Annotated in this window: 26 protein-coding genes; 5 read left to right on the top strand and 21 right to left on the bottom strand. The window is 34.4% G+C overall.

Annotated elements, in window-relative coordinates:
• Positions 1-29 precede the first annotated feature (29 nt).
• On the bottom strand, positions 30-812 hold the full coding sequence (locus MHH69_RS02835; RefSeq protein ID WP_341361716.1) for an alpha/beta fold hydrolase: 783 nt from the start codon (positions 810-812) through the stop codon (positions 30-32).
• A 328-nt stretch (positions 813-1,140) separates the two neighbouring features.
• Between MHH69_RS02835 and MHH69_RS02830 the strand changes: the two genes are divergently transcribed.
• The gene (locus MHH69_RS02830) at positions 1,141-2,289 is read left to right on the top strand and encodes a DUF418 domain-containing protein (RefSeq protein WP_341361715.1); all 1,149 of its coding nucleotides are present in this window, start codon (positions 1,141-1,143) and stop codon (positions 2,287-2,289) included.
• A 64-nt stretch (positions 2,290-2,353) separates the two neighbouring features.
• On the opposite strand, the gene MHH69_RS02825 is transcribed toward MHH69_RS02830, so the two are convergent.
• The 11 genes from MHH69_RS02825 to MHH69_RS02775 all read right to left on the bottom strand — a co-directional run bounded on the left by MHH69_RS02825 (position 2,354) and on the right by MHH69_RS02775 (position 10,676).
• A complete protein-coding gene (locus tag MHH69_RS02825; RefSeq protein WP_341361714.1) occupies positions 2,354-3,169 on the bottom strand; it encodes an undecaprenyl-diphosphate phosphatase in 816 nt (271 codons plus the stop codon).
• Positions 3,170-3,679: 510 nt separating this feature from the next.
• The gene (locus MHH69_RS02820; RefSeq protein ID WP_341361713.1) at positions 3,680-4,447 is read right to left on the bottom strand and encodes a DUF7683 domain-containing protein; all 768 of its coding nucleotides are present in this window, start codon (positions 4,445-4,447) and stop codon (positions 3,680-3,682) included.
• 293 nt (positions 4,448-4,740) lie between these two features.
• Positions 4,741-5,142 carry a nuclear transport factor 2 family protein gene (locus tag MHH69_RS02815; RefSeq protein WP_341361712.1) on the bottom strand — a complete coding sequence of 134 codons (402 nt, stop codon included), beginning with the start codon at positions 5,140-5,142 and terminating at the stop codon, positions 4,741-4,743.
• 79 nt (positions 5,143-5,221) lie between these two features.
• A complete protein-coding gene (locus MHH69_RS02810; RefSeq protein WP_341361711.1) occupies positions 5,222-5,653 on the bottom strand; it encodes a hypothetical protein in 432 nt (143 codons plus the stop codon).
• A gap of 67 nt (positions 5,654-5,720) precedes the next feature.
• Positions 5,721-6,167: a GNAT family N-acetyltransferase gene (locus MHH69_RS02805; RefSeq protein WP_341361710.1), complete on the bottom strand. Its 447-nt coding sequence runs from the start codon at positions 6,165-6,167 to the stop codon at positions 5,721-5,723.
• 25 nt (positions 6,168-6,192) lie between these two features.
• Positions 6,193-6,639, bottom strand: coding sequence for a GyrI-like domain-containing protein (locus tag MHH69_RS02800; protein ID WP_341361709.1), 447 nt, complete (start codon positions 6,637-6,639; stop codon positions 6,193-6,195).
• A gap of 47 nt (positions 6,640-6,686) precedes the next feature.
• Positions 6,687-8,333 carry a hypothetical protein gene (locus tag MHH69_RS02795; RefSeq protein WP_341361708.1) on the bottom strand — a complete coding sequence of 549 codons (1,647 nt, stop codon included), beginning with the start codon at positions 8,331-8,333 and terminating at the stop codon, positions 6,687-6,689.
• Positions 8,334-8,335: 2 nt separating this feature from the next.
• Positions 8,336-9,115, bottom strand: a complete 780-nt coding sequence (locus MHH69_RS02790) for an ABC transporter ATP-binding protein (protein WP_341361707.1) — start codon at positions 9,113-9,115, stop codon at positions 8,336-8,338.
• 87 nt (positions 9,116-9,202) lie between these two features.
• Positions 9,203-9,529 carry an antibiotic biosynthesis monooxygenase family protein gene (locus MHH69_RS02785; RefSeq protein WP_341361706.1) on the bottom strand — a complete coding sequence of 109 codons (327 nt, stop codon included), beginning with the start codon at positions 9,527-9,529 and terminating at the stop codon, positions 9,203-9,205.
• 118 nt (positions 9,530-9,647) lie between these two features.
• Positions 9,648-9,956, bottom strand: a complete 309-nt coding sequence (locus MHH69_RS02780; RefSeq protein WP_341361705.1) for a hypothetical protein — start codon at positions 9,954-9,956, stop codon at positions 9,648-9,650.
• Positions 9,957-10,235: 279 nt separating this feature from the next.
• Positions 10,236-10,676 carry a cell wall hydrolase gene (locus tag MHH69_RS02775; RefSeq protein WP_341361704.1) on the bottom strand — a complete coding sequence of 147 codons (441 nt, stop codon included), beginning with the start codon at positions 10,674-10,676 and terminating at the stop codon, positions 10,236-10,238.
• A 205-nt stretch (positions 10,677-10,881) separates the two neighbouring features.
• Between MHH69_RS02775 and MHH69_RS02770 the strand changes: the two genes are divergently transcribed.
• The gene (locus MHH69_RS02770; RefSeq protein ID WP_341361703.1) at positions 10,882-11,331 is read left to right on the top strand and encodes a DUF1569 domain-containing protein; all 450 of its coding nucleotides are present in this window, start codon (positions 10,882-10,884) and stop codon (positions 11,329-11,331) included.
• A gap of 18 nt (positions 11,332-11,349) precedes the next feature.
• On the opposite strand, the gene MHH69_RS02765 is transcribed toward MHH69_RS02770, so the two are convergent.
• Positions 11,350-12,390 carry a serine hydrolase domain-containing protein gene (locus tag MHH69_RS02765; RefSeq protein ID WP_445954557.1) on the bottom strand — a complete coding sequence of 347 codons (1,041 nt, stop codon included), beginning with the start codon at positions 12,388-12,390 and terminating at the stop codon, positions 11,350-11,352.
• A gap of 249 nt (positions 12,391-12,639) precedes the next feature.
• On the opposite strand from MHH69_RS02765, the gene norA reads away from it, so the two are divergent.
• Together norA and MHH69_RS02755 are read left to right on the top strand one after the other, a co-directional pair.
• Positions 12,640-13,821, top strand: a complete 1,182-nt coding sequence (gene norA, locus MHH69_RS02760) for a multidrug efflux MFS transporter NorA (RefSeq protein WP_341362945.1) — start codon at positions 12,640-12,642, stop codon at positions 13,819-13,821.
• Positions 13,822-13,844: 23 nt separating this feature from the next.
• A complete protein-coding gene (locus tag MHH69_RS02755; protein WP_341361701.1) occupies positions 13,845-14,681 on the top strand; it encodes a MerR family transcriptional regulator in 837 nt (278 codons plus the stop codon).
• A gap of 74 nt (positions 14,682-14,755) precedes the next feature.
• On the opposite strand, the gene MHH69_RS02750 is transcribed toward MHH69_RS02755, so the two are convergent.
• On the bottom strand, positions 14,756-15,295 hold the full coding sequence (locus MHH69_RS02750) for a hypothetical protein (protein WP_341361700.1): 540 nt from the start codon (positions 15,293-15,295) through the stop codon (positions 14,756-14,758).
• A gap of 149 nt (positions 15,296-15,444) precedes the next feature.
• Between MHH69_RS02750 and MHH69_RS02745 the strand changes: the two genes are divergently transcribed.
• Positions 15,445-15,912 (top strand): DUF3291 domain-containing protein, encoded by a 468-nt coding sequence (locus tag MHH69_RS02745; RefSeq protein ID WP_341361699.1) that lies wholly within the window; start codon positions 15,445-15,447, stop codon positions 15,910-15,912.
• Between the two features lie 465 nt (positions 15,913-16,377).
• Here MHH69_RS02745 and MHH69_RS02740 read toward each other — a convergent pair whose 3' ends face one another.
• The 7 genes from MHH69_RS02740 to MHH69_RS02710 form a co-directional block, all read right to left on the bottom strand.
• On the bottom strand, positions 16,378-16,869 hold the full coding sequence (locus tag MHH69_RS02740) for a hypothetical protein (protein ID WP_341361698.1): 492 nt from the start codon (positions 16,867-16,869) through the stop codon (positions 16,378-16,380).
• Positions 16,870-17,490: 621 nt separating this feature from the next.
• Positions 17,491-18,165, bottom strand: coding sequence for a serine/threonine protein kinase (locus MHH69_RS02735; RefSeq protein ID WP_341361697.1), 675 nt, complete (start codon positions 18,163-18,165; stop codon positions 17,491-17,493).
• 138 nt (positions 18,166-18,303) lie between these two features.
• Positions 18,304-18,879, bottom strand: coding sequence for a signal peptidase I (gene lepB / locus MHH69_RS02730; RefSeq protein ID WP_341361696.1), 576 nt, complete (start codon positions 18,877-18,879; stop codon positions 18,304-18,306).
• Between the two features lie 24 nt (positions 18,880-18,903).
• Positions 18,904-19,170, bottom strand: coding sequence for a CPCC family cysteine-rich protein (locus tag MHH69_RS02725; protein WP_341361695.1), 267 nt, complete (start codon positions 19,168-19,170; stop codon positions 18,904-18,906).
• Between the two features lie 841 nt (positions 19,171-20,011).
• A complete protein-coding gene (locus MHH69_RS02720; RefSeq protein WP_341361694.1) occupies positions 20,012-20,212 on the bottom strand; it encodes a DUF6366 family protein in 201 nt (66 codons plus the stop codon).
• Positions 20,213-20,301: 89 nt separating this feature from the next.
• Positions 20,302-20,640: a n-acetylglutamate synthase gene (locus tag MHH69_RS02715; protein ID WP_174232705.1), complete on the bottom strand. Its 339-nt coding sequence runs from the start codon at positions 20,638-20,640 to the stop codon at positions 20,302-20,304.
• Between the two features lie 128 nt (positions 20,641-20,768).
• On the bottom strand, positions 20,769-21,752 hold the full coding sequence (locus MHH69_RS02710) for a ketoacyl-ACP synthase III (RefSeq protein WP_341361693.1): 984 nt from the start codon (positions 21,750-21,752) through the stop codon (positions 20,769-20,771).
• Between the last annotated feature and the right edge of the window lie 35 nt (positions 21,753-21,787).

Below are 21,787 nucleotides of genomic sequence, written 5' to 3'. Positions count from 1 at the left end.
GTCAAACCTGACTTTTGGAGGTTTTTTCGTTAACCGATAAAATCCTTTATTAGCTCATTAAATTTCTCCCTCTCTTCCCAGAAAGGACCATGGCCGCTAAAATGAAACGGAACTAAATAGGAATTTCTCATTTGTTCATTCAATTCTAAAGCTTGACTAAAGGGAATTACTTTGTCATGAATACCGTGCACGATTAAAGTTGGAGCAACAATTTTAGGCAAATCCTCATAAAGCTTGCTATCCCTTAAAGTCATAATGATGGCTGCCGTAGACCACCCTGCTGCTTGTAAGCCTAAATTAATAAACCAATCAGAAAATGGCGTTGTAATATATTGAAAGAAAAAGGTGTCTGTTACTTCCTGCATCATCTTTGGACGGTCATTTAACGCTTGTGTCAGTAAACGATCGGCTGTTTCTGCAGTGAAACCGACAGGAACTGCAGCGTCTACAAGAACAAGTTTCGATACCCCAAACCCTTTATATCTGGACATATAACGCGTTGCAATTGCACCACCTGTAGAGTGACCGATAAGGGTAAAGTTGTCTAATTGAAGTTTTTCTACTACAGCAAAAAGATCATCTGCCAATCGGTTAAAATGGTAGCCTTCCATTGGTTTATCCGATTTTCCGAACCCTCTCCAGTCAATTCCAATACAGCGGTAACCCATTGCAGGAAGAACATCAAATTGATACTCGAACTGTTGATGACTTAACGGCCAGCCATGCAAAAATACAATTGTCTTACTACCTTTTGGATTTAAATCTTCCACATACAAATTTACGCCTTGTTCAACACCAACGTAGTATCCCATACAGATCCCCCTCTTTAAAAAGCACATTAAACATAAAATATTCACGCTAGCACTTATAGGTGAACACCTACTTGTAGATGGAATCAGCATCTCATAAAAAGAATATAACAGCGTATTTACCCTAGGGGATTAACACTTCCCTTTGTAAAAGGACTGTATTTTTTAAGTAAAAATAAGTCTTCCCCTATCTCAACAACGCATCCCTGCGCTTGTTTCGCCTTACTTTCCAATCATTTATGAATCATAGAATAAACGAGCTTTTCATAAAACTTAATAGGTGTTTGAAGAAAATTATGCAATTTTACTAATTTAAGGAGGCAATTTAATAATGAATGAAACCCAAGGAAGTCGCATTCGTTTATTGGATATCTTTAGAGGAATCGCGATATTGGGAACGTTAGGCGTAAATATTTGGATTTTTGCTCATTTAGGGGATATTAACTATATTTTCACCTTCCAAAACAATGAATGGTGGAATTCCTTTGATACATTTTTACGTACATTCTCCTTAGCGTTGTTTAACGGGAAGTTTCTCGGTCTATTAGCGATACTGTTTGGAGTTGGATTACAGTTAAAATATGAGCAATCTCTGCGTAAAGGTAAGCCGTGGCCAGGAGTTTATTTATGGGTTTGTTTCATTTTACTGATTGAAGGATTTTTGAACTTTACCTTCGTTATGGAATATGACATTTTAATGAGTTATGCAGTGACAGCCATAATCGTCGCTTTCATCGTAAAATTAGGGGATAAAGCTATTAAATGGGCAACAATTAGTTTTGGAAGTTTAAATTTCCTTCTCTATTTAACCGTCACTATACTCATTTTCACGCTGAATCGTCAGGGTGGTGATGTTTCATTAGATTTAAATGTAACACAACTCTATCAATATAGTAGTTGGTGGGAACAGGTTACTTATCGGTTAACGAATTTTTGGGCGTTGCGAATTGAGATGATTTTAAGCTTTTGCTCTAATATCTTCCTCTTTTTAGTAGGGGTATTGTTAATGCGTAAAGGGGCATTTTCCCCAAATGAAGAAGGGAATAAAATACGTAAGAAAATGCTCAAATATGGATTGTTAATGGGGATTCCATTAAACTTTTTAATTTTTGTACCAGGGGGAATTTTTGACTTAATCATTCGTTACGCATTTTCTCCAATACTTTCTATTGGCTATATAGGATTGTTCGCGTGGCTTGTAGAAAAGCGCGAAAAAATTCGCTTATGGAAATGGATCGAAAATACAGGGAAAGTATCCCTTAGCTGCTATTTGTTCCAAAATATATTATGTACCGCCCTATTCTATGGATGGGGAGCTAACTTAGGTGGGAAAATGAATTCTTTAGGTGTACTTTGCACTTTACTATTAATTAGTATCGTCCAAATCCTCCTTGCATCAATCTGGCTACGTTATGCAAAGCTAGGACCTATGGAGTCTGCACGCAAAGCGGTTTTAAAGCTAATTACAAACGAAAGATGATTTGAAAAGAGAAAAAGCCAAATTGCTCAACTAGAGAATTTGGCTTTTTTACTTGTTTTTGAGTTTAAAAGAAAATTAAAAGTAATGTCCCAACGATGAAACAGTAATATGAAAAGTAAACTAATTTTCCATTTTTCATTATTCCCATAAACCACTTCATAGCAAAATAGGACATTAAAACGGTTGCAATGAACGCTGATAAATATGGGATTGCTAAATCTGCTTTATTCGGTTCAGCTAAAAAGTCAGAGAAACCTAGAATGACACCACCTAGACTTACAGGTATATATAACATAAAGGCAAATCTCAGCGCTGTATCTTGTTTCATCCCTACAGCAATAACTGAGATAATCGTTGCACCTGACCGGCTAATTCCTGGTGTCAACGCGACAGCTTGACCTAGCCCAACAATGAATGCATCCTTAATCGTTATATCTCGCTCACCTTTCGTTCCTTTCACATTCCGAATAAACCACAAAGCAATTCCCGTTACAAAAAGCATAGCTGCAATCGTTGTCATACTAACATTTTCTGCAATATAGTCATTCAATAATATGCCAAGAACACCTGCGGGAATTGTTCCGATAATGATAAAACAAACAAAGCGGAAGTCACTTTTATAGCGATGATTTTTAGTTTTCAAATAACTAATAGAATTGCTAATCAGTCTAACAATATCTTGTCGGTAAATAAATAAAATTGCCAAAAGTGATGCCGTGTTGGTAAGAATAGCAAACGTAAATCCTTGTTCGCCAAGGCCTAACAATTCACTAGCAATCATTACATGTCCACTGGATGATACTGGTATAGGTTCCGTAAAACCTTGTACCAATCCAATAATGATCATTTTAATAGTATAGATAATTTCAGATTCGCCCATGTTATCCCCCTTTTATACCTCATCTATTTTTATAAAAACGAAATAATTATGGGGATTGTTGCCCTAATATAAACTCTCTTAAATTAATATTATGGCCTTTGCATAAAAAAGCTTTGTCCCTAATTCGAACAAAGCCCTTAAAATTTTATTTGATATTAATGAATCAATCTTCTATTCCTGTAGCAATCCTTTATAGATTAATATCCCAAATAGTGAAAGAAAAAAATATAATATACTAAAAGTAATATTAAACAAATGACTAATCGAATCATATCGAAAATTAAACTAATAATAATAAAGCGATTCCTATATCACTTAATACGAAGTTATCAAAAATAGTAATCCCTAGAATAAAAAGTAATAGACTTACAACACCACATAAACTAAACATAATCTTTATAGGTTGTTTCTTTTGTTCATCGGTTAATTTTTTCAAAGCTTTTACTATACCAATGAGCGTTACTATAATAAAAAAACTAGAGAAAACTATTTGCATGACTAACTCAAAAATCAATCTCCACCATATAAATAGTATGCGTATCTCTCAAAGTCCATTTTATGATTCATCAACTGCTGGAAAAAATCTATATTGTCAGGTTTTATCGTAAAGGAGCCAATCACCGGATGTTCTTCTGATAGATGGAGAGCTTTTTGAAGTTCAGATAATGGAACATTTTGCAATCTTTCTTCCCCTACAATCACTTCTTCTCCTTTAGCTGCCCATTCCACATACCGAATAACCTTTTCTTCAACAAGATAATATGGAGATGGGTACTCTTCTACAAAAAGTTTATTGTTCTGAGCAAATTGTATTGCATTGTTACATGGTTGGTTCGAACCAATATACATATAATAATCCCAACCGAAATGCACAAAAAATTGCCCCATTGAAACGAAGTGACAATGAATATAATCCCGCAAAATCATTTTACAAATAGTAGGGATGTCTTTTTCGTGTATGACGGAATCTTCAACAATTGGTAAATTAAATGTATCTTCGTAAAGAGGTGACGTTTTATCAAGGAAAAGTTCATGATGTATTTGTAATTGAACCACCCTTAAAGATGTTAATTGGCTTTCTCTTAAATATTCCATCACAGAAGCAACATAAGCATTTTCTACTTCCAAGTATTCATTTAGAGTAAATTCCTTGCCACTAAATGCATTTCCTATGTCAGAAGCACTTGTCCACTCATCAGCCATATAACTCCCATCTCGATTTCGAAATACAGGATTATATTTTGTAATGCGCCATTGGTATTTCATTTTGTTCGTCACTTTTAGTCCACCTTTTTAATGCGATTCTTAATTAGTTTCTAGTAAGACACCCATTGTATCTAATGAAAGCCGATTACTTCATTTCAACATTGAAACACCGTACCAAATGAAAATATGTACATTAAACTTTCTACAAGCTCAACGCTAGATTAAAAGTTAGGTGACCGTCAATTTCTCTAAAATCATAACGTTGCTACTTCGATAATGAAAAAATGTTATACATACTAACAATTATAAAAAAACGGGATCATGAGTACCCAATAAATTCAGGAACCAAAAACCTTCAACTAACTTTATGATTGATTCATTTTTATCACATATGACGTTATTCCTTTTATTGTTTTCTTCCCTGCACTAACGAAGTTGTACATGTTGCAAAAGGAGTAAGTAACTTTATTATCCGTTTTGATGATGCCGTTTGCCGCCCCTTTATTCCCGTGTGAAATAATAGATAGTAGTTCCATTTCAACGATATTTGAAGTCATCTTATTTTCTAGATAACTAATAACTTTTTCTTTCCCTTGGATATTTATATCATTGACTATATGCCAATGGACGTCTTCCGAAAAATGCTCAGCTATAAAGGCTATATCTTTTTTAGCAAAGGCGACGTTTAGCTCTTTAAGAAACTGCATTTTAGGTGAATTTCCACAATCCATAGGACTTACAATCTTAACTTCTTCGTAATGATCCATAAACTATCCTCCTTATCATAACTACTAGTTTATTAGTTCAACAAAAAAGAGCATTAATCCTATAGGATCAATGCATCCATTACCAATCGGGTCCGTCATTTCGATCAGCTACTTTAAGACTGAACGAATCCGCATCAAAATTATTTTTTTCAATCAACTCATAAAAAATAGATTTAATTGTTTCTTCATCTGATTCGGTTACTTCCTTATTGGAAACGATATATTTCACTTGAATATCATCACTTGAAAATACTGCCAGCATCATGCTAAATTCATAGCCTTTTTCTTCTAATCGATTGCTTACTTGTTCTAACAAACCATCCTCTTCTTGAAGCAAACTTTGAATCTCTTCTGCTTCCTTTTGTTTCTTGTCGTTTTCAGCTAGTAATTTAGGGCTTGTCTCAGAAACTTCCGACGTTTCTCCTTTTGACAAAGAATTATTCGTAAAGAGAAAGGTAATAAACGATAACAAAACAAAGGTTCCAAGGAAAACGATTTTCCCCTTTTTCATCACCACACACTCCTTTTACTCAAGTATATGACGGTAAAAAAGAGTTAAATACTGTCATTTTTCGTTCTCACTTTTTTTCAAAATAGGTTAAGGATAATCGGTCATTTACTATAACTTCCTTCATCATTTCAAAGCCATTCTTTTTATAAAAGCGAATAGCTGGTGTATTTTTAGAACCTGTCGCGACTATCATCCTATTTCCTTTTAAATGACTTTCTAAATAATTAAAGAGGGTTTGGGCGATTCCCTTTCGGAAATGGTTAGGATGAACGATTAACCGATGAATATCCACTTCCCCCTCCTCAACCTTTAAGGAGATAGCGCCACATAGTTCCTCATTTAAATAATAACCATAGAAAGTTTCCCCACACTGTTGTAACGTTTCCACCGTATCTTTTAACGGTGGAATGTCGTCATAACCGATTATGTCAGCCTCAACTTGATAGGAAGGTAATTGAATATTTAAAACGTCTTCTGCTATTTTTCTAGAAGTAATATCGATTTTCTTAATCAAGGAGATCCCTCATTCAATGTTTTATTTAATCATGAATCGGTAAATAAATTTCTACTTCTTCCCCTTCATTTGTTGTTGGATGATAGGTTTCAATAATATCGGATGTTAAATCCCTTTGATAACCTTGTTCCTTTGTCCATTCCAGTAGATGTTGGTGAAGGATATCAAGCTTTTGAATGTCTCCCCTTGTCGATACATAGTCTTGTTCCCTTTCAATATATTCCATTCCAACGGGAACTTCCTTTATCAATTCATTCACAAGTAGCCCCACATAATAATATCCTTCCAGATGGTCCGCATCTCTCTTCGGTTCAAATATCCCTATTTCAATATCGGAAGCGTTCTTTATTTCATTTTTACGTGCTAATAATTGTTGGGCGAGTTTTGGAACCTCTTTTCCATAGTCACCGAAAGAGCCATAACCTTTTAAACCTACAGCTCTAAACACCTTCTTCCCCTTACTACAACCCACTCCAATCCCCCCTAAAATACTTTTTATACTAATTCTCTTCCACTTATCTAAACCCCTTCAACTTTTTCCCATGATATGTTGAAGGCGACTTTCCAAAGTAATGCTAAACCAACTATAGCTATCACTAAATAAAAATAGATGCCAAAATGAATCAATGTGCTTACATAATGCAATCCTGTAAACATCGCCACAACGAGCATTAATCCAAGTATAGTAGCTGTGTTGCTATTTTGATTGGACTGATCAAAGGATTCCGAAAAAGGAATCGTTTTTGGTAACACTTTGAAACAAAGGACGGCAAAAATACTAGCATTAATAAAGACCACAACAAGATCAGGTAGAATTCTTACCCCGAAAATGAAAATGAATATTACACTTAAAAATGCATAAACAGGTAAATATAATTTAACAAGGAATGCCTTTATCACCGCGCTAAACATCGGTTTTAATTGTTGAATAGGAGCCGCTTTATAAATCCATGCCCCCTTGTATTTCCCTGAGAACTTTAACAATAAGATAATCGTTGGGATAATAATTAAACTAAAGTAAATGGAAAAATAGGAATTACCTTTTGATAACTGCTCAAAATCATTATTTATCCCACTTATAAAGAAAAGAAATGGAATAACAATTGAAAAACCTAAAGACGGATAAACTTTCAATTTAAAATCCCGCTCATTTTTCATCATTAAACTAGCAAAGCGGAAAAAACTTCTCTCCTCTTTTGTTGGGCAAATGATTTTCATAATGAATTGACTAATAATACTTCGTTTTCTTACCTTTGCTTTCCCATGGTAAGTAAGCTTTTGCAGATTTTGTTCAAAAGCATGATTCAGTTTTATATAAATCCAGATTGAAATAAGTGGCATCAGAACACTTAAAATCGCAAGTACAATAAATAGCCGTTGGATGTTGCCATTCATTACTAGTTCTGTATTTGCACCGTACCACATAGGAAAGATGAATATTTGCCACCATTTCGGTTCAAAGGAAACGGTGAAATTGAAAAAATCGAAGGAGCGAACTAATAATTGATAGCCAACCATAATACCAAGGGATAACCCTATTTGGACATAGTTAATAATATCTTTTAGTTTTTCACCATCAAAAAACCGTAAAATAAACATATAAATAAAGGCAGTCAAAATAACAATCAACAAATCAATAAATATGATATTGACCAATGAAAGGATAAAAAATATAATCCCGTGACGAATCAATCCAACCATTAAAGGAATACCTACAAGTGCCACTGTTAAGAAGGATAAATAAATAAAAACATGGATCATTTTCGCAGTACTAATTGTCCTTCGATCTACTGGTTTCGGGTACAAAATGTTACGATCACGGATATCTAGTAGTACGGAAGAAAAATCAGAGATTAATGATGTCATAATAAATATCGTAAAAATCCCATAAAAGATACTCATTTGAAAAAGATAATGATCGCCTAAAAGGATAAATGGAATTAGAAATAAGCTAAATAATACGTAAATCCATAACGATTTAATATATTGATTGGTCGTTTCCTTTACTTGTTTCCCCGGATTTTGAGAGAAAATCGTCGGTACACGTCTACCGTCCATCGTTAATTTGACTTGTAAAATTTTTCTCATCACTTTGTAATCGACACCAAGATTACTAAATACCTTTTCAAAGCGATCTAAGATTTTCAGTGTACGATAGTCCTGCATCTTCACATCTCCCCTACAACTGAAACGAATCTAGAGCCTAATTCCTTATGTTCATTGAACCCTGTTAATTCATTAAAAATTTGCTCAAGGGAGCCTTCCGTATTTTGCTCCTTCAATTCGTCAAACGAACCGTCTGCGACAACTTTGCCGTCCATCAGGAGAATGATCCGACTACTTATTTTTTCGACCACGTCCATAATATGGGAAGAATAAAAAATTGTTTTTCCTTGTGCAGCAAGTTGGGTCATAATTTCTTTAAAAATCATTACACTATTTGCATCCAAGCCGTTGATCGGTTCATCAAAAAATATAAGTTCAGGATTATGTAATAAGCTGGAAATGATTAAAAGTTTTTGGCGCATTCCTTTTGAATAGGATGCGATACGAGAATGATAAACTTCCCCAATACCGAACAGCTCCATTAAACTTTTTGCTTTATAGTCGGCCAAATCAAAATCAAGACCATACAATTCCCCTATAAAGGTTAAATATTCATGCCCTGTTAAATTGTCGTATACTTCCGCAATTTCGGGCACGTATCCAATTTTCCTTTTATACGATATATCCCCGTTGGAAATATCTTGACCGAAGATTTTCACTTCACCAGTATAGTTAGTTTCGATCCCTAGCATAATTTTAATCGTCGTACTTTTCCCAGCTCCATTTGCACCAATATAACCGATAATTTCTCCCCTTTTCACTTGAAGAGAAACACCTTTTAAAACGGCTTTCGGACCATAATTTTTTTGCAAATCGTGAATTGATAATATAACGCCTTCCATAAGACTCACCTATCTTCCTAATTATTTCCTTTTATATTGTACCACTTTTGAATATGACCAGGAAAAATATGTTAATCGTTTAAGGTGTTACATTTCAAAAAACTTGTGCCTTTCCACTTTACAAACTCTAAGAGAAAAATTTTTATACCATTCTGCTTTTCCTCTTTCTTGTGCTACTTGATGGGCTGCATGTTCTTTCCAATTTTTGATGGACTGTAAAGAATCCCAATAGGAAATTGTAATTCCTAACCCTTCATCCCGCGCACTCTCGATACCTAAAAATCCTTGTTGTTGGGCAGCTAACTCCACCATCTTGTCAGCCATCTTTCCATAGCCTTTGTCACCATCTGTTCGCTGTGAGGCAAAAATCACTGCATAATACGGTGGCTCGGGTGTTTTGGCAATTCTACTCATCTTTTTCTCCCCCTTAACATTATGTTTCTGTCGTTCTTTACTTTATGTAATGTATTTGCTCCTCTATAACTTTCTACAAAAAAGGCATTAACCCCTTTGGATCAACGCTCTATTTCCTTTACTTTACTCTATCTATTAATTCTTCTATTGGAATACCATTTACAAGTTCGTATTCATAGCCGTTAACATTGATCATGTCATCTTCATTCACTAAAATATGAATAGATTTCATCGGATTTTCTTCACTTTTAAAGTTAATACCATAAGTTTGACTGTTAAGATCCAAATCTTTAAAAACCGTTCTCTTCACTTCCCACTCACTAAAAACATTTTGTATTTCTTGAAATTTTTCATCACCTTGATTGGCAATAATCTCGCTCACCGTGGACGTGTTATTCTCTTCCCAAATGACAATGCTATCCACCATATCCGTAAACTCATCTGGGTTTGAAATAAATGTATTAACAAAATGTTTCGTTCGATATTCTGAAAAACCTAAAATTAAAAGGACGTAAACTAACTCCTATTAGCGTAAATATAACCTTTTTCATTTCCTCTCCCCCTTTGGTAAAATCGGAAAATCAATGTTAATTTATATACGAATAAATACACAAAATGTTTCGAATTATCTATTAATATTCAACTAAAAAAATCCCTACTTTATTGAAAAAGTAGAGATTCTTCTGTTAAAACGAAACTACTATATTTACCCCATATAAACACTATCACACGTTCCAGCTGCTGGTTCATAATAGCAATGATTTTTGAATTGGCCAGCAAAAGGTTGATCGTACCATGTTGGAGGACATGGCGCGTATGGATTAAAATACCAAAGGGCGTACTTTCCTGGATGATCTCTCCAATAATCCAAAACCTGTCTTGCTAATCTTTGTTCATTTGGTCTTGCTCTTTCATAAAACAAATTCCCTTTCTGAACCGCTTCAAAAGAATAGTTTCCTCCTTGTACATGGAAAATGACATCTTCAATGGATCGTAAATCTCGAAAGTCTAAGCAATTCGCAACAAGACGATTTACGATAACATTTCCAACATACAACATTCCTTGGTTTCCTTCACCCTCGGCTTCTGCCCTCATCATCCTTGCGACTAAATCGACATCCGCATCTCGATACTTTACTCTTGGCATTTTTTCACCCCAAATATATGGTATGAAGAAAATTGTCCAATCATGTCATAATTTATAAAGTTATCATGTTTTTCTGCTCATATAGGAGATCCATTCTTTAACAACTCAAATTTTAAAGTTTTTCGGTCACGATTCTATTTGTTCTAGAAGGATAAATAATCGAGGAGTAGAATTATACTTTTATAAATGAAAGGAGTGTAATTTAATGAATAGTATTTTTGAACGGATACATATGGAAGAAATATTAGAACGAATCGAAAAGTTAAGTGTAAATGCTCAACCTAAATGGGGGAAAATGGATGTAGCCCAAATGCTCGCCCATTGCTCTTCTTTTCAAGATATCCCAATGGGAAATTCCTTTCCCCCTAGAGGTTGGTTAGGAATTTTTGTCGGGAAATTTGCGAGACCCGTTTTTTATAATGACAAGCCATTGCCAAAAAATATGTCTACTATCCCAACTATTTTAATAACAGATAAAAGAGATTTTGAGTGGGAAAAAGAAAATTTAAAACAAAAGGTTATGTCATTCCAACAGGCAGGAACTGAAAATTGTTCTAGCCATCCCCATCCTTTTTTCGGAAAACTTACTCCCGAACAATGGGGCAAAGGAATTTATAAACACCTTGACCACCATTTAAAACAGTTTGACGTTTAATTGAACAGATTGCTAGATTTATTCTTCATTTTTTTCTGATTTGAAATGATGATATACTTCACCAATGAACCCTTCCAATTGATGAACGCCTAAATCGGTATTCGTCATAATCACTAGCCCAGAGCCTAAGTAAGGATAAGCAACCATCATACATTGAAAACCTACTCCCCAACCGAAGGAGGAAATCTCCACTTCCTTATTTGAACCTTCTAAAAACACACCTAAACCAGCCCACGCCTTTCCTTTTTGAGGCGTAATCATTTCTTTCGCCATGTTTGCAGAAATACCAATTGTACTTTCCCCTTTTAAAGCATTCATTAGTTCAACAACTAATTTAGCTAGATCTAATGAAGTTGTCCATAAACCAGAGGCTGCCGGATAAGGATAGATTGGATATTTTCCTTCCACCACTTCCCCGTTTTTATGGCCACATGAACAATTTCCTTCGTCGGTACGAAGAAATGTAGAGAAAGTACTATTTTCCATGTTTAATGGCTTCCATATGAACTCTTCCATTATTTGTTGAAAAGATTTTCCCGTTACATCTTCTATTAATTGTTGGACTACACAATAACCTGCATCAGAATAGTGGAATTCACTCTCTGGTTCATACGTCACTTCAATTGGTTTTGGACAATAAGAGGTTTTTCCTTCTAATAGTTCAACCATTGATGGGATTCCGACATTTGCATTTAGCTCAGGAAAACTATTTTCCGGGTCCATTATACCGGATTGATGGCTTAATAAGTTTCGTAAAGTTACCTTTTTACCCTTTGTAAATTCATTAGTAGGCACTTTCCAAGACACAAGTTTTTCGTTCACATCCTCATCTAAATGAAAAACGCCTTCCTCTGTTAACTTCAACACTAACATGGCAGTTAAAAACTTACTGATTGAACAAGCACTAAAAATTGAATCATTGTTTACGTAATGATTGGTCCCGGCTTCTAGCAAACCGTAGCTTTCCACGTTACGAATTTGACCATTATAAATTAAAGCATAACTAATACCCGATACATGATAATGTTCCATCCGTTCTTTCACGTTTAGTTGCATCATCCAATCCCCCTTTGCACTTTAACATCATTTTATCACAAAACAGAACATACGTTCTATATAATTGTAAAAAAACATGTAATTTCCCGAACCGACTACTAATCAATCATGTTTTCTTACTTTTATTGACACCTTCATAAAGAAAGCGTATTCAATTAATCATTTAAAAAATTGTTAGATTGAAGGTTTGACTCTCCCCTTAAGGGAGAGATTAAAATAACATCTTGTAGTGTAAAATCAATAAAGGAGAGGATACACGTGTTAAAACAAAATATGACTCTATCGGTATTACTACTTAATTTATTCATCGCCTTTTTAGGTATAGGACTCGTTATTCCTGTTACTCCTACAATTATGAATGAGTTAAACTTATCCGGTTCGATTGTTGGCTATATGGTTTCTGCATTTGCAGTAGCACAATTAATCGTTTCACCAATTGCCGGCATTTGGGTCGACAAATTTGGTCGAAAAAAAATCGTTATCATCGGATTATTTATCTTTGGTATTTCAGAACTATTATTCGGTATCGGAAATAATTTAGCAGTTCTTTTCCTTTCCCGTATACTCGGTGGTATTAGTGCAGCATTTATTATGCCTGCCGTTACCGCATTTATCGCAGATACAACTTCAGTTGAGTCACGCCCAAAAGCCCTTGGTTACATGTCAGCGGCGATTTCAACTGGATTTATAATCGGTCCTGGGATCGGCGGATTTTTAGCAGAAATCGGTACTCGCATTCCCTTTTTCTTTGCGGCTGCGTTAGGAATTATAGCAGCGATATTATCAATTATTACGTTGAAAGAACCAGACCGAAACAGTGAATATGCAGAGGTTCCAAAGGAGAAGGTTGGATGGAAACGCATCTTTTTACCAGCCTATTTGATTTCCTTTATCATCATTTTAATTTCGGCACTTGGCTTATCTTCCTTTGAATCTTTATTTGCCCTATTTGTCGATCATAAATTTAGCTTTACTCCTAAGGATATCGCAATTGCCATTACAGGCGGCGCTATTGTAGGTGCCATTGCTCAAATTGCCTTATTTGATCGATTGACAAAATGGCTTGGTGAAATTCGATTAATTCGTTATAGTTTAATCTTTTCAGCAGCAATCGTTTTACTATTAACGTTCGTTCATAATTACTTTGTTATTTTATTGACGACAATTCTTGTTTTCATAGGTTTTGATTTAATGCGTCCTGCCGTTACTACGTATCTTTCAAAGATTGCTGGAGATGAGCAAGGGTTTGTCGGTGGAATGAATTCCATGTTTACGAGTATTGGCAATGTAATTGGCCCTGTTATCGGTGGTATACTATTTGATGTGGATTTAAATTATCCATTTTACTTCGCAACAATTACGTTAGCTATTGGTATCGGTTTAACACTTGCTTGGAAACAGTATTCCATACCTAAAGCGGTTGCTACGAAATAATTTGACATTGGGGTAGATTTCATATGGAAGAAGAGAAAGAAAAGCTTTATTCCATTGGCGAAGTTTCAAAATTAATGAACATATCCATTAAAGCACTTCGCTACTATGATAAGATTGGGTTATTTAAGCCTGCTTATGTAGATCCAAATTCCAATTATCGCTACTATAATGATTTTCAATTATATCGTTTAGATTTAATCAAATCTTTAAGCTATATTGGGACACCATTAAATCAAATAAAGGAAGTAGAAGAGTTAAACAATGATGATTATGTTTCTTTCCTCATCCATCAAGAGCAAGTTGTAAAAGAAAAAATCGACTATTTATATGAAATTCAACAAATCATCTCCTCTGTAAGAAGAGATATACAAAGGCAAGAAGCTCCCTTTAATGAAGTGGTCGTATTAGAAAAGGAAGAAATAAAAATAATTCAAAAGAAAGTACATGGCTTAGGTCCAAAAAATACGTTTAATTCATCTTTTAGCAGCTTCCGAAAGTATGGCCCTTCAACGGAAGGTTTTCGAAAAAAGGGATATGGCTCCACCTTCCCTATTCAACCATACGAAAGCATTGACGATATTCACTATCAATATTTATTTACACCTTTACTTTCGAAAAAAAATATTATGCCCCTTGAAAGGGATACGGAACTAGCTGTTTTACCAAAGGGAAAATATTTAAGCATCATTTCCCATTCAACTACTTTTGATGATTACTTTCAATCGTTACAGAAGCTCATTCACTATATACAAACAAGCGAAGTAAACGTAAAAAGCGATATATACGAATTCTTTTCTATTAATTATCAAAGTGATGAACACAAATATATTAATGAATTCAGAGTGCTAATTGAAGAATAAACATAATAGTTAAAACTACCATTATAATGAATGATAATGGTAGTTTTTATTTTGCCTTCAATTAAATTATCCAACTATACTTCACGTGAGAAACCCCATACACTTCTAAAGTATTCCGACAGTACCCCTTCCCCTTGGAATCTGTCTTCAAGAATAGCGTGAACGTGTTGAAGTTCTTCTTTTAGTTTGTCATTACGATTTGGAAAGGATCCAAAATAAGTATAGCGATATACCGGTTCTTCCGGACAAAGCTCATACACTGTCTTTAACATAACTTTGCCTTTTTGTTCCCAATCATCGTCGTCACCGAAATAATGTGGGAAAAGGGATATCATATAGCCAAAAGACCATAGAAAATCTTCATTCGTATAAAAATGATTGAAACCATAATTCGTGACTTCCCGTAATACGGTCTCTATTTCATCAAAGTCTACTCCTTTAATATCCAGAGGACCCTCTTCAACTAGAACATACCAGGAAAGAAACCCAAGTCGAATAACGGTTTTCACATCATTCGGATTTTCATTCCAATGTTGAAGCAACAGTTCTTTTGCTTTATTCCACTCTCCTTGATTTTCAAGGATATCTACTTCCGGCCATTGCCAATCAATCATTGCGATTTCACCACCTATCATGAACGTTCATTATCCTACTCACATATTTTTATTCTACTATACAGCTACTAAAAAAGAGAGATTATAACAGGAATACGCCCTTTTTTTCTTGAATATTTATAGATAAAACATATAAATGGGGAGATTAGATGAGTTTTGTGGCGATATATACGATTGGTAGATTGAAACATTCAATCGAACATCCTAGTACGAGTGAATTTTTTGAAGCCGGTTATAAAGTAATACGCCAAGCAGATGTTTCTGGAAATCTTGTAAAGGAGTTTTCTCCTCTAGGAGTACCCTTCCCAGAAGAGTTAATAAAAGGCGATGGAACACCTATCCTCACATTAACAGTGTGGAAAAGTCTTGAATCTTTATATCGCTTCACCTATTCAGGTCAACATCAAAGGGCGTTACGCAATAGACACAAATGGTTTGATATGCACCAAGGAAAACTACCATCATACGTTGTATGGTGGACAGAGGAAGTAGCAGATGTATCTTGGGAGGAAGCTTACAAAAGATATACTTATTATCTACAACACGGACCCACTCCCTATGCGTTTGACTATAAACAAGCCTTTGACCAAGAAGGCGAAAGGTTTTTATTTAAATAAGAAATATGTTAATAGGAGTGTTTTATGAACAAAAGACACAGCTTATATCCAATTCAGTATGATTGCAGATGAATGGCCAATGGATAAGTTTACAGAAGAAATAGAGGTTGAACCGACAGAAACATATAGATGTTTACATTGATAATAAAATAATGTTAGAAGAAGGATGGTTTTTAGTTACGCCCTACGATTCATACATTAAATAACCAATTAAATACAAAAATGAATAGAAACATTGGTATCCCGACAATAAGCATTCCAGCCATAATATAACTTAAACTGGTTAGTAAAAATTTAAATAAATCATAGATTGAGCCGGCTAAATCTTCAACAAACCTTAACCCCCTTATTCCTCCAATCTTATAGATGTAGTCCCTACTCCCTTTCAAAGGCGCTAAATTTGATTTAACGCCTTTTGTTATGTATTTCATTAGTATGGTCTCTACCTTATTTCGTTAGCCACTTTTACGACTTCTCACCTTTTAAACTAAATAAAACATCGATGATAAATAAAATGACCGATACCCCTATAGAAATCGATAAGTTGGTGTATTGATCCAATTTCATTAGTATTCCGATTATGTAAAACGCAGCGACCCTTGTGATTGCTAGAGATAAAGCTGTATAAACGGTTTCACCCATAAAATATTCAAATACCTTTTCAAAAATACTATCAATTGAAAGCCAATAAATAAGAAAAGAAATTCCGATGACGATCAGTTGATTGGTCGTGATGTCTAATGAAAATAACGTATCAATTACCGTCGTGGACCCAATTAAAATGAATAAAAAGAATGCTATAACAATGGTAATAATAAAGGCAAATAAAACGGAACTAAAAACAACTATTGGTATACTGTCTTTGCTTTCTTCCTTTTTGTTTTCTTTATTTAAAAATAAAAACAATATAATAAATGAAAGGACAAATATAAATAATAGAAAAATAGTTATTTTCAAACTATCTCCCCCTTACTACTTCTATTTCTCTAAGTTCAAAAATATCCATTCTATTACAATTGTATAATTTCATCCTATCTTTTTTCCATTTATAGACACCAGACTTTTTATTTTGACTAGCAAAATAAAAAGTTACAAAGGGCACTCCCACTATTTTATTAATATTCCAAAAAATTTTTTCTGAACTAATTTGGCGTTCATTCAGAGGAAAAATTTTAAAAAAATGATCATTGCATATGTATGCTTGTAATGAAGTAAACTATTTTATAAAATAAATTTTTCCTTTATACGATTGACTTTTCGATAGGAAGTTGGATAATTACAGAATATAAGGTAAGAAATATAAAGAAAGAAGGAGAGATACGATGTTTGATCATGTTGCGTATTTTATTTTAGAAGCGATGGTAGTTTTAACAATTTTGGTTGTTGTGATTGGAATTCCTCTTGGGGATGTAATGTTTAAAAAATAATTAAAGCAATCAAACTGGTTTGATACTGCGACTTAGTCCTTCTTGGATTAACGATTTCTCAAACCATTAAAGATTCTACAAAAAAGAATAAAGTGAAAAGGTACAGAAGCCAATTCCCTACCTTTTCACCTTATTCCACTTAAATTCCCCCCTATTTTTTATACAAAAAATTGAACACCTTTTTTGTAAAATCTTCATAGGAAGAGAAATATTTATTTCGTTGGTTATACCATTTCCGAACGGTTTCCACTAACCAAAAGGGGACAGGATTTCCATCGATTAAATGATAATATTGCTCATATCCCTTTTTTAAATGCTCCCATCGGAAATCATTACCTGGCCATATATATTCAGACACATCGAGAATTTTAGCTCGACCCTTTTGTAATAAAATATTCTTCAAATGGATATCCCGAGGATTTAGTCCTTTTGAGCGCACATATTCCCGCGCATCCTCCACATCATCTACGACTTGTTCAGGAATATGAATACCTTGTAAAACACAGTCAAAAAGGGTAATCCCTTCCTCATAACTTATAACTAAAAAGTCTTCATATGCAGCATAACATTTCGGAAAGAAAGGTGAATCTCCTAACTTTTCATAAACATCTGCTTCTACTTTTACTTTTTCTTTTTTATCCTTAGCATATAATTTTAATGCAAAAGCTGGGGCATTAACGGATTGAAAAACGGCCGCATCCGTACCCATTCCAATACATTTCAAATCATCCGCTTCACCAATAATCGTTACAGGTTCATTATTTGGATTTGATAAAACTGTAATTTTGGAAAGAGAGTCTATCGCCTTTTCCCAACCATTTTGCATATAACCTCTCCCTTCATGAACATTGAAGTTACATCCATTATACCTTTTCTTGTTCCATGAACCTGCATCATACGTTTCATACTTCCATGAAAAATGTCTAAATCTTGAATCCAAAACCTTTCCATATGTTATTCTTTTTTATGACTGTTTATTAATAAACTCTAGATGATTTAATGGCCAAAACTTAATATCTGCCGTTCCTAACACTTTGTCCATTGGCACAAAACCAATGTGTGGGTCTCTACTATCAATGCTTTTTCTTCTGTTGTCTCCTAAAACAAATAAGTAACCTTCAGGAACGATTTTTTCTCCTAAATAGTTTTCTACTGTAAAGTCTTCAGTAAGGGTTCCGTGGTCTTTCAATCCTTTCTTATATTGTTCTAAATATGGCTCATCATATTTTCGTCCGTTTATATACAGCACATCGTCTTCATAAGTGATTTGATCACCTGGAAGACCGATAATTCGTTTAATATAATTCTTTTCTTCTGTTGCCTTAAATACAATGACATCAAATCGTTCATACTCTGTTAATCTTGGTCCAATTTTATTTACGATTACTCGATCGCCGTCTTCAAATGTAGGCATCATCGAAGCACCCTCTACTTTTGTAGGGGCAAAAAGAAAATAGCGAATTCCCCATACACATAGAAAAGCAACTAGGACTGTTTTAATCCATTCTAATGATTCGTTTTTTTCAGTTCTTTTCCCCATCTTTCATACCCCCTTGTTCTTTTTTCAAACTAACCGTTTCCAATGAACGTCTTTCTCATCTTGTTCATTTGGCTTTCTAACAAATTCAATACATCTTTCCTCACAAGCGCCAAATTCAATAAAGTTTTTCTGCGCTTGCCTTAAAGATGGAATATTTGCGCCTCCTTCATAATCCGGATCATCATATTGAATCCCATCATCTTCCCAATAGCAAATACGACAAATATCATATGTACCAGGAGGTTGTTCATCTAATGTTTTATATCCACAACATGGGCATGTATATTTCACCTAATCACCTCTAGTATTCTCTATGCATTTTAAGAACTTCAACAAAAGAGGCGTTCATCCCTTTTAGATAAACACCTTTGTTTGAACAAAATATGAAATTAATGGACAGGTAATTTCGAAAAATTTATGCTCATCTTTATTTTCATCCCTAACTTGTTTAACGAACTTTTTGTATCTTCCGTTGCCTTATATTGTAAAAGTCTGTAAAACAGACACATTCATTACCAAATATAGGGAGAAAGATGATGAGCTCGACATACATTCTCTACAATATCGTTCCTTTCGGATTTTTAGCTTTGCTTGTTTTCATTTTTTTAGATATATGTCTTGATTTCTTTAGAAAAACAAAAAGTAGTCATGTAAAACGAATTCTCTTATATAGTTTTCTATTTTATTGCATTAGTATGATTCAAGTTAAATTCGGAGGTATTACCCTTCCGCCTCAACACCCAAATGACATACACAGTACGTTTATTTCAACGAATGCCTAGTTCGGTATTTATGACACTTTGCATAGTAATAGATCCATTTGGAGTTCTATCCTACTGTTCATTCCACTTGGCATTTATTTAACTGTTCTTTTCCATTTGAACAAATTAGGAAAAACCATTTTGATCATCATTATTTGTTGCGTAGGAGCAGATATTTCTCGCCTAATATTAGAGTAGTTTGGTCTCGTAATGAGTCAATTTAATATGATGGAAATTATTTATCTTCTATGTAACATAGTTGGAGCAATAATCGGATTCATCTTAGTAAATTTTGTGCGAAAAGCTATCCATTCCAATTATGTGAATGAGGCTAAAGTATAAATAAGATCGGTGCTCAAAATAGGGATCCCTTATTTAATAATGGATACTATGAATAAAACGAATAAAAGAACAAGGATGAGAATTCCTGTACCTTTCCACCCTAAATCAGCAAAACTTCCTGTTCCAGCTTTATGAAAGGCATCATTCATATTACCCGTAGGATTACTATTTTTTTCTTCTTGTCTAAGTCTTTCCCTAATCTGTTCCGGCGTCTCTTTACTCATTTTCATTTCCTCCCATTATCAGCATGTATAAAAAAGGCCTTAATCCTATTCAGATCAAAGCACACTAGTGGAATATGAATCGTCCAATCTTTAAATCAAACTTCCTCTATAATCGAATTTCCTTTACTGTCTTCCGCATCGAACCATTCCCATTTTTCATGTAATCGTATTCTGCCATCTTCTAAAATTTCAGGGGTGGAAACGCATTTTCCTCCTCTTATTTCTTTTTTCGTATTGACGTGGTTGTACTTAAACTTTAAAGAACCATCTTCATTTACAATGCCTATTAGGAAACCTTTTATAATTTCTCCGCCGCCATATGTTGCTGAAATAATATTCCCCTCTTGTTTGTAATGAAAGGTCGTTTTTGAAGAGACTTCCCCATTTGCCGTATTTTCAGTTGAAATAAACGTTCGATCATTATAATGAATCATGCTTTACCCCCTATTGAAAACCTTTTCGTACTTTATTACATATTCAATAAAATATACTTATCTCCTTCTGTAATAGCTTAAAAAAGCATTTATCCATTTAGATAAATGCTTGTAAATAATTTGTTAGGCTACACTGTCCATGTAATAAGCAGTCCTGCATGGGCTAAGCCGCCGCCAAAACCATATAATAATAGTTTTTGTCCATTTTTAATTTTCCCTTCACGTACTGCCATATCTAAAGATAATGGAATGGTAGCTGATGAAGTATTACCATAATCCACTAAGCTATATAATGTTTGTTCGATTGGGAAACTACTTTTCTCACAAATGGATTCGATCATTCTTAAATTGGCACTATGGGGAACAAACCAATCGACCTCTTCCAACTCCATATTCACATTTCCCATAACAGATTGCATTCCTTTTGGAACAGTTTTTACCGCCCATTTATAAACTTCTCTACCATTTTGAACAATGCAACCATTGCCTATTATGTCTTCTCCATTCATGCTATTCGATAGATTTGTACTATATAAATGTTTTCCTCCTTCGCCCTCCGACCCGAGATGAGTGGAGATGAAGCTAGGATTTTGTTCATCGTACTCTACTAGAACTGCACCGGCTCCGTCTCCAAAAAGAATACAAGTTGTTCTATCTGTATAATCCGTTATTTTCGAAAGTGTTTCAGCCCCAACAACTAAAACCTTTTTGTTTAAACCTGATGTAATTAAACCGTTTGCCACATATAACCCGTAAGTAAATCCGGCACAAGCAACGTTTAAATCCATTGCCCCCGTATTTTTAATACCAAGTTTTGCTTGTAGCATCGAACTAACACTTGGGGTTTTGTAATCAGGCGTTAATGTACAGACGATTATCAAATCCACATCATCTACCGTTTTGTCATAACGTTCCATTAAATTTCGAACAGCTTTATAACTAATATCGCTTGTAAATTCATCTTTCCTCGTAATTCTCCGTTCCTTTATACCTGTCCGTTGAACGATCCATTCGTCATTTGTTTCGACCATTTTTTCTAAATCATAATTTGTCAGCCTTTTTTCAGGGACATAAGAACCTATCGCTGTAATGCGTGCTTTACTTTTCGTCATCATATTCACCTCATTTAGTTTTTACAATCATTTTA

This window comes from Ureibacillus sp. FSL E2-3493, from assembly GCF_038077515.1.
Taxonomy (GTDB): Bacteria; Bacillota; Bacilli; order Bacillales_A; family Planococcaceae; genus Ureibacillus; species Ureibacillus halotolerans.
Note: the sequence above shows the minus strand (reverse complement) of the source record. Positions and strands in the feature narration are given on the sequence as shown.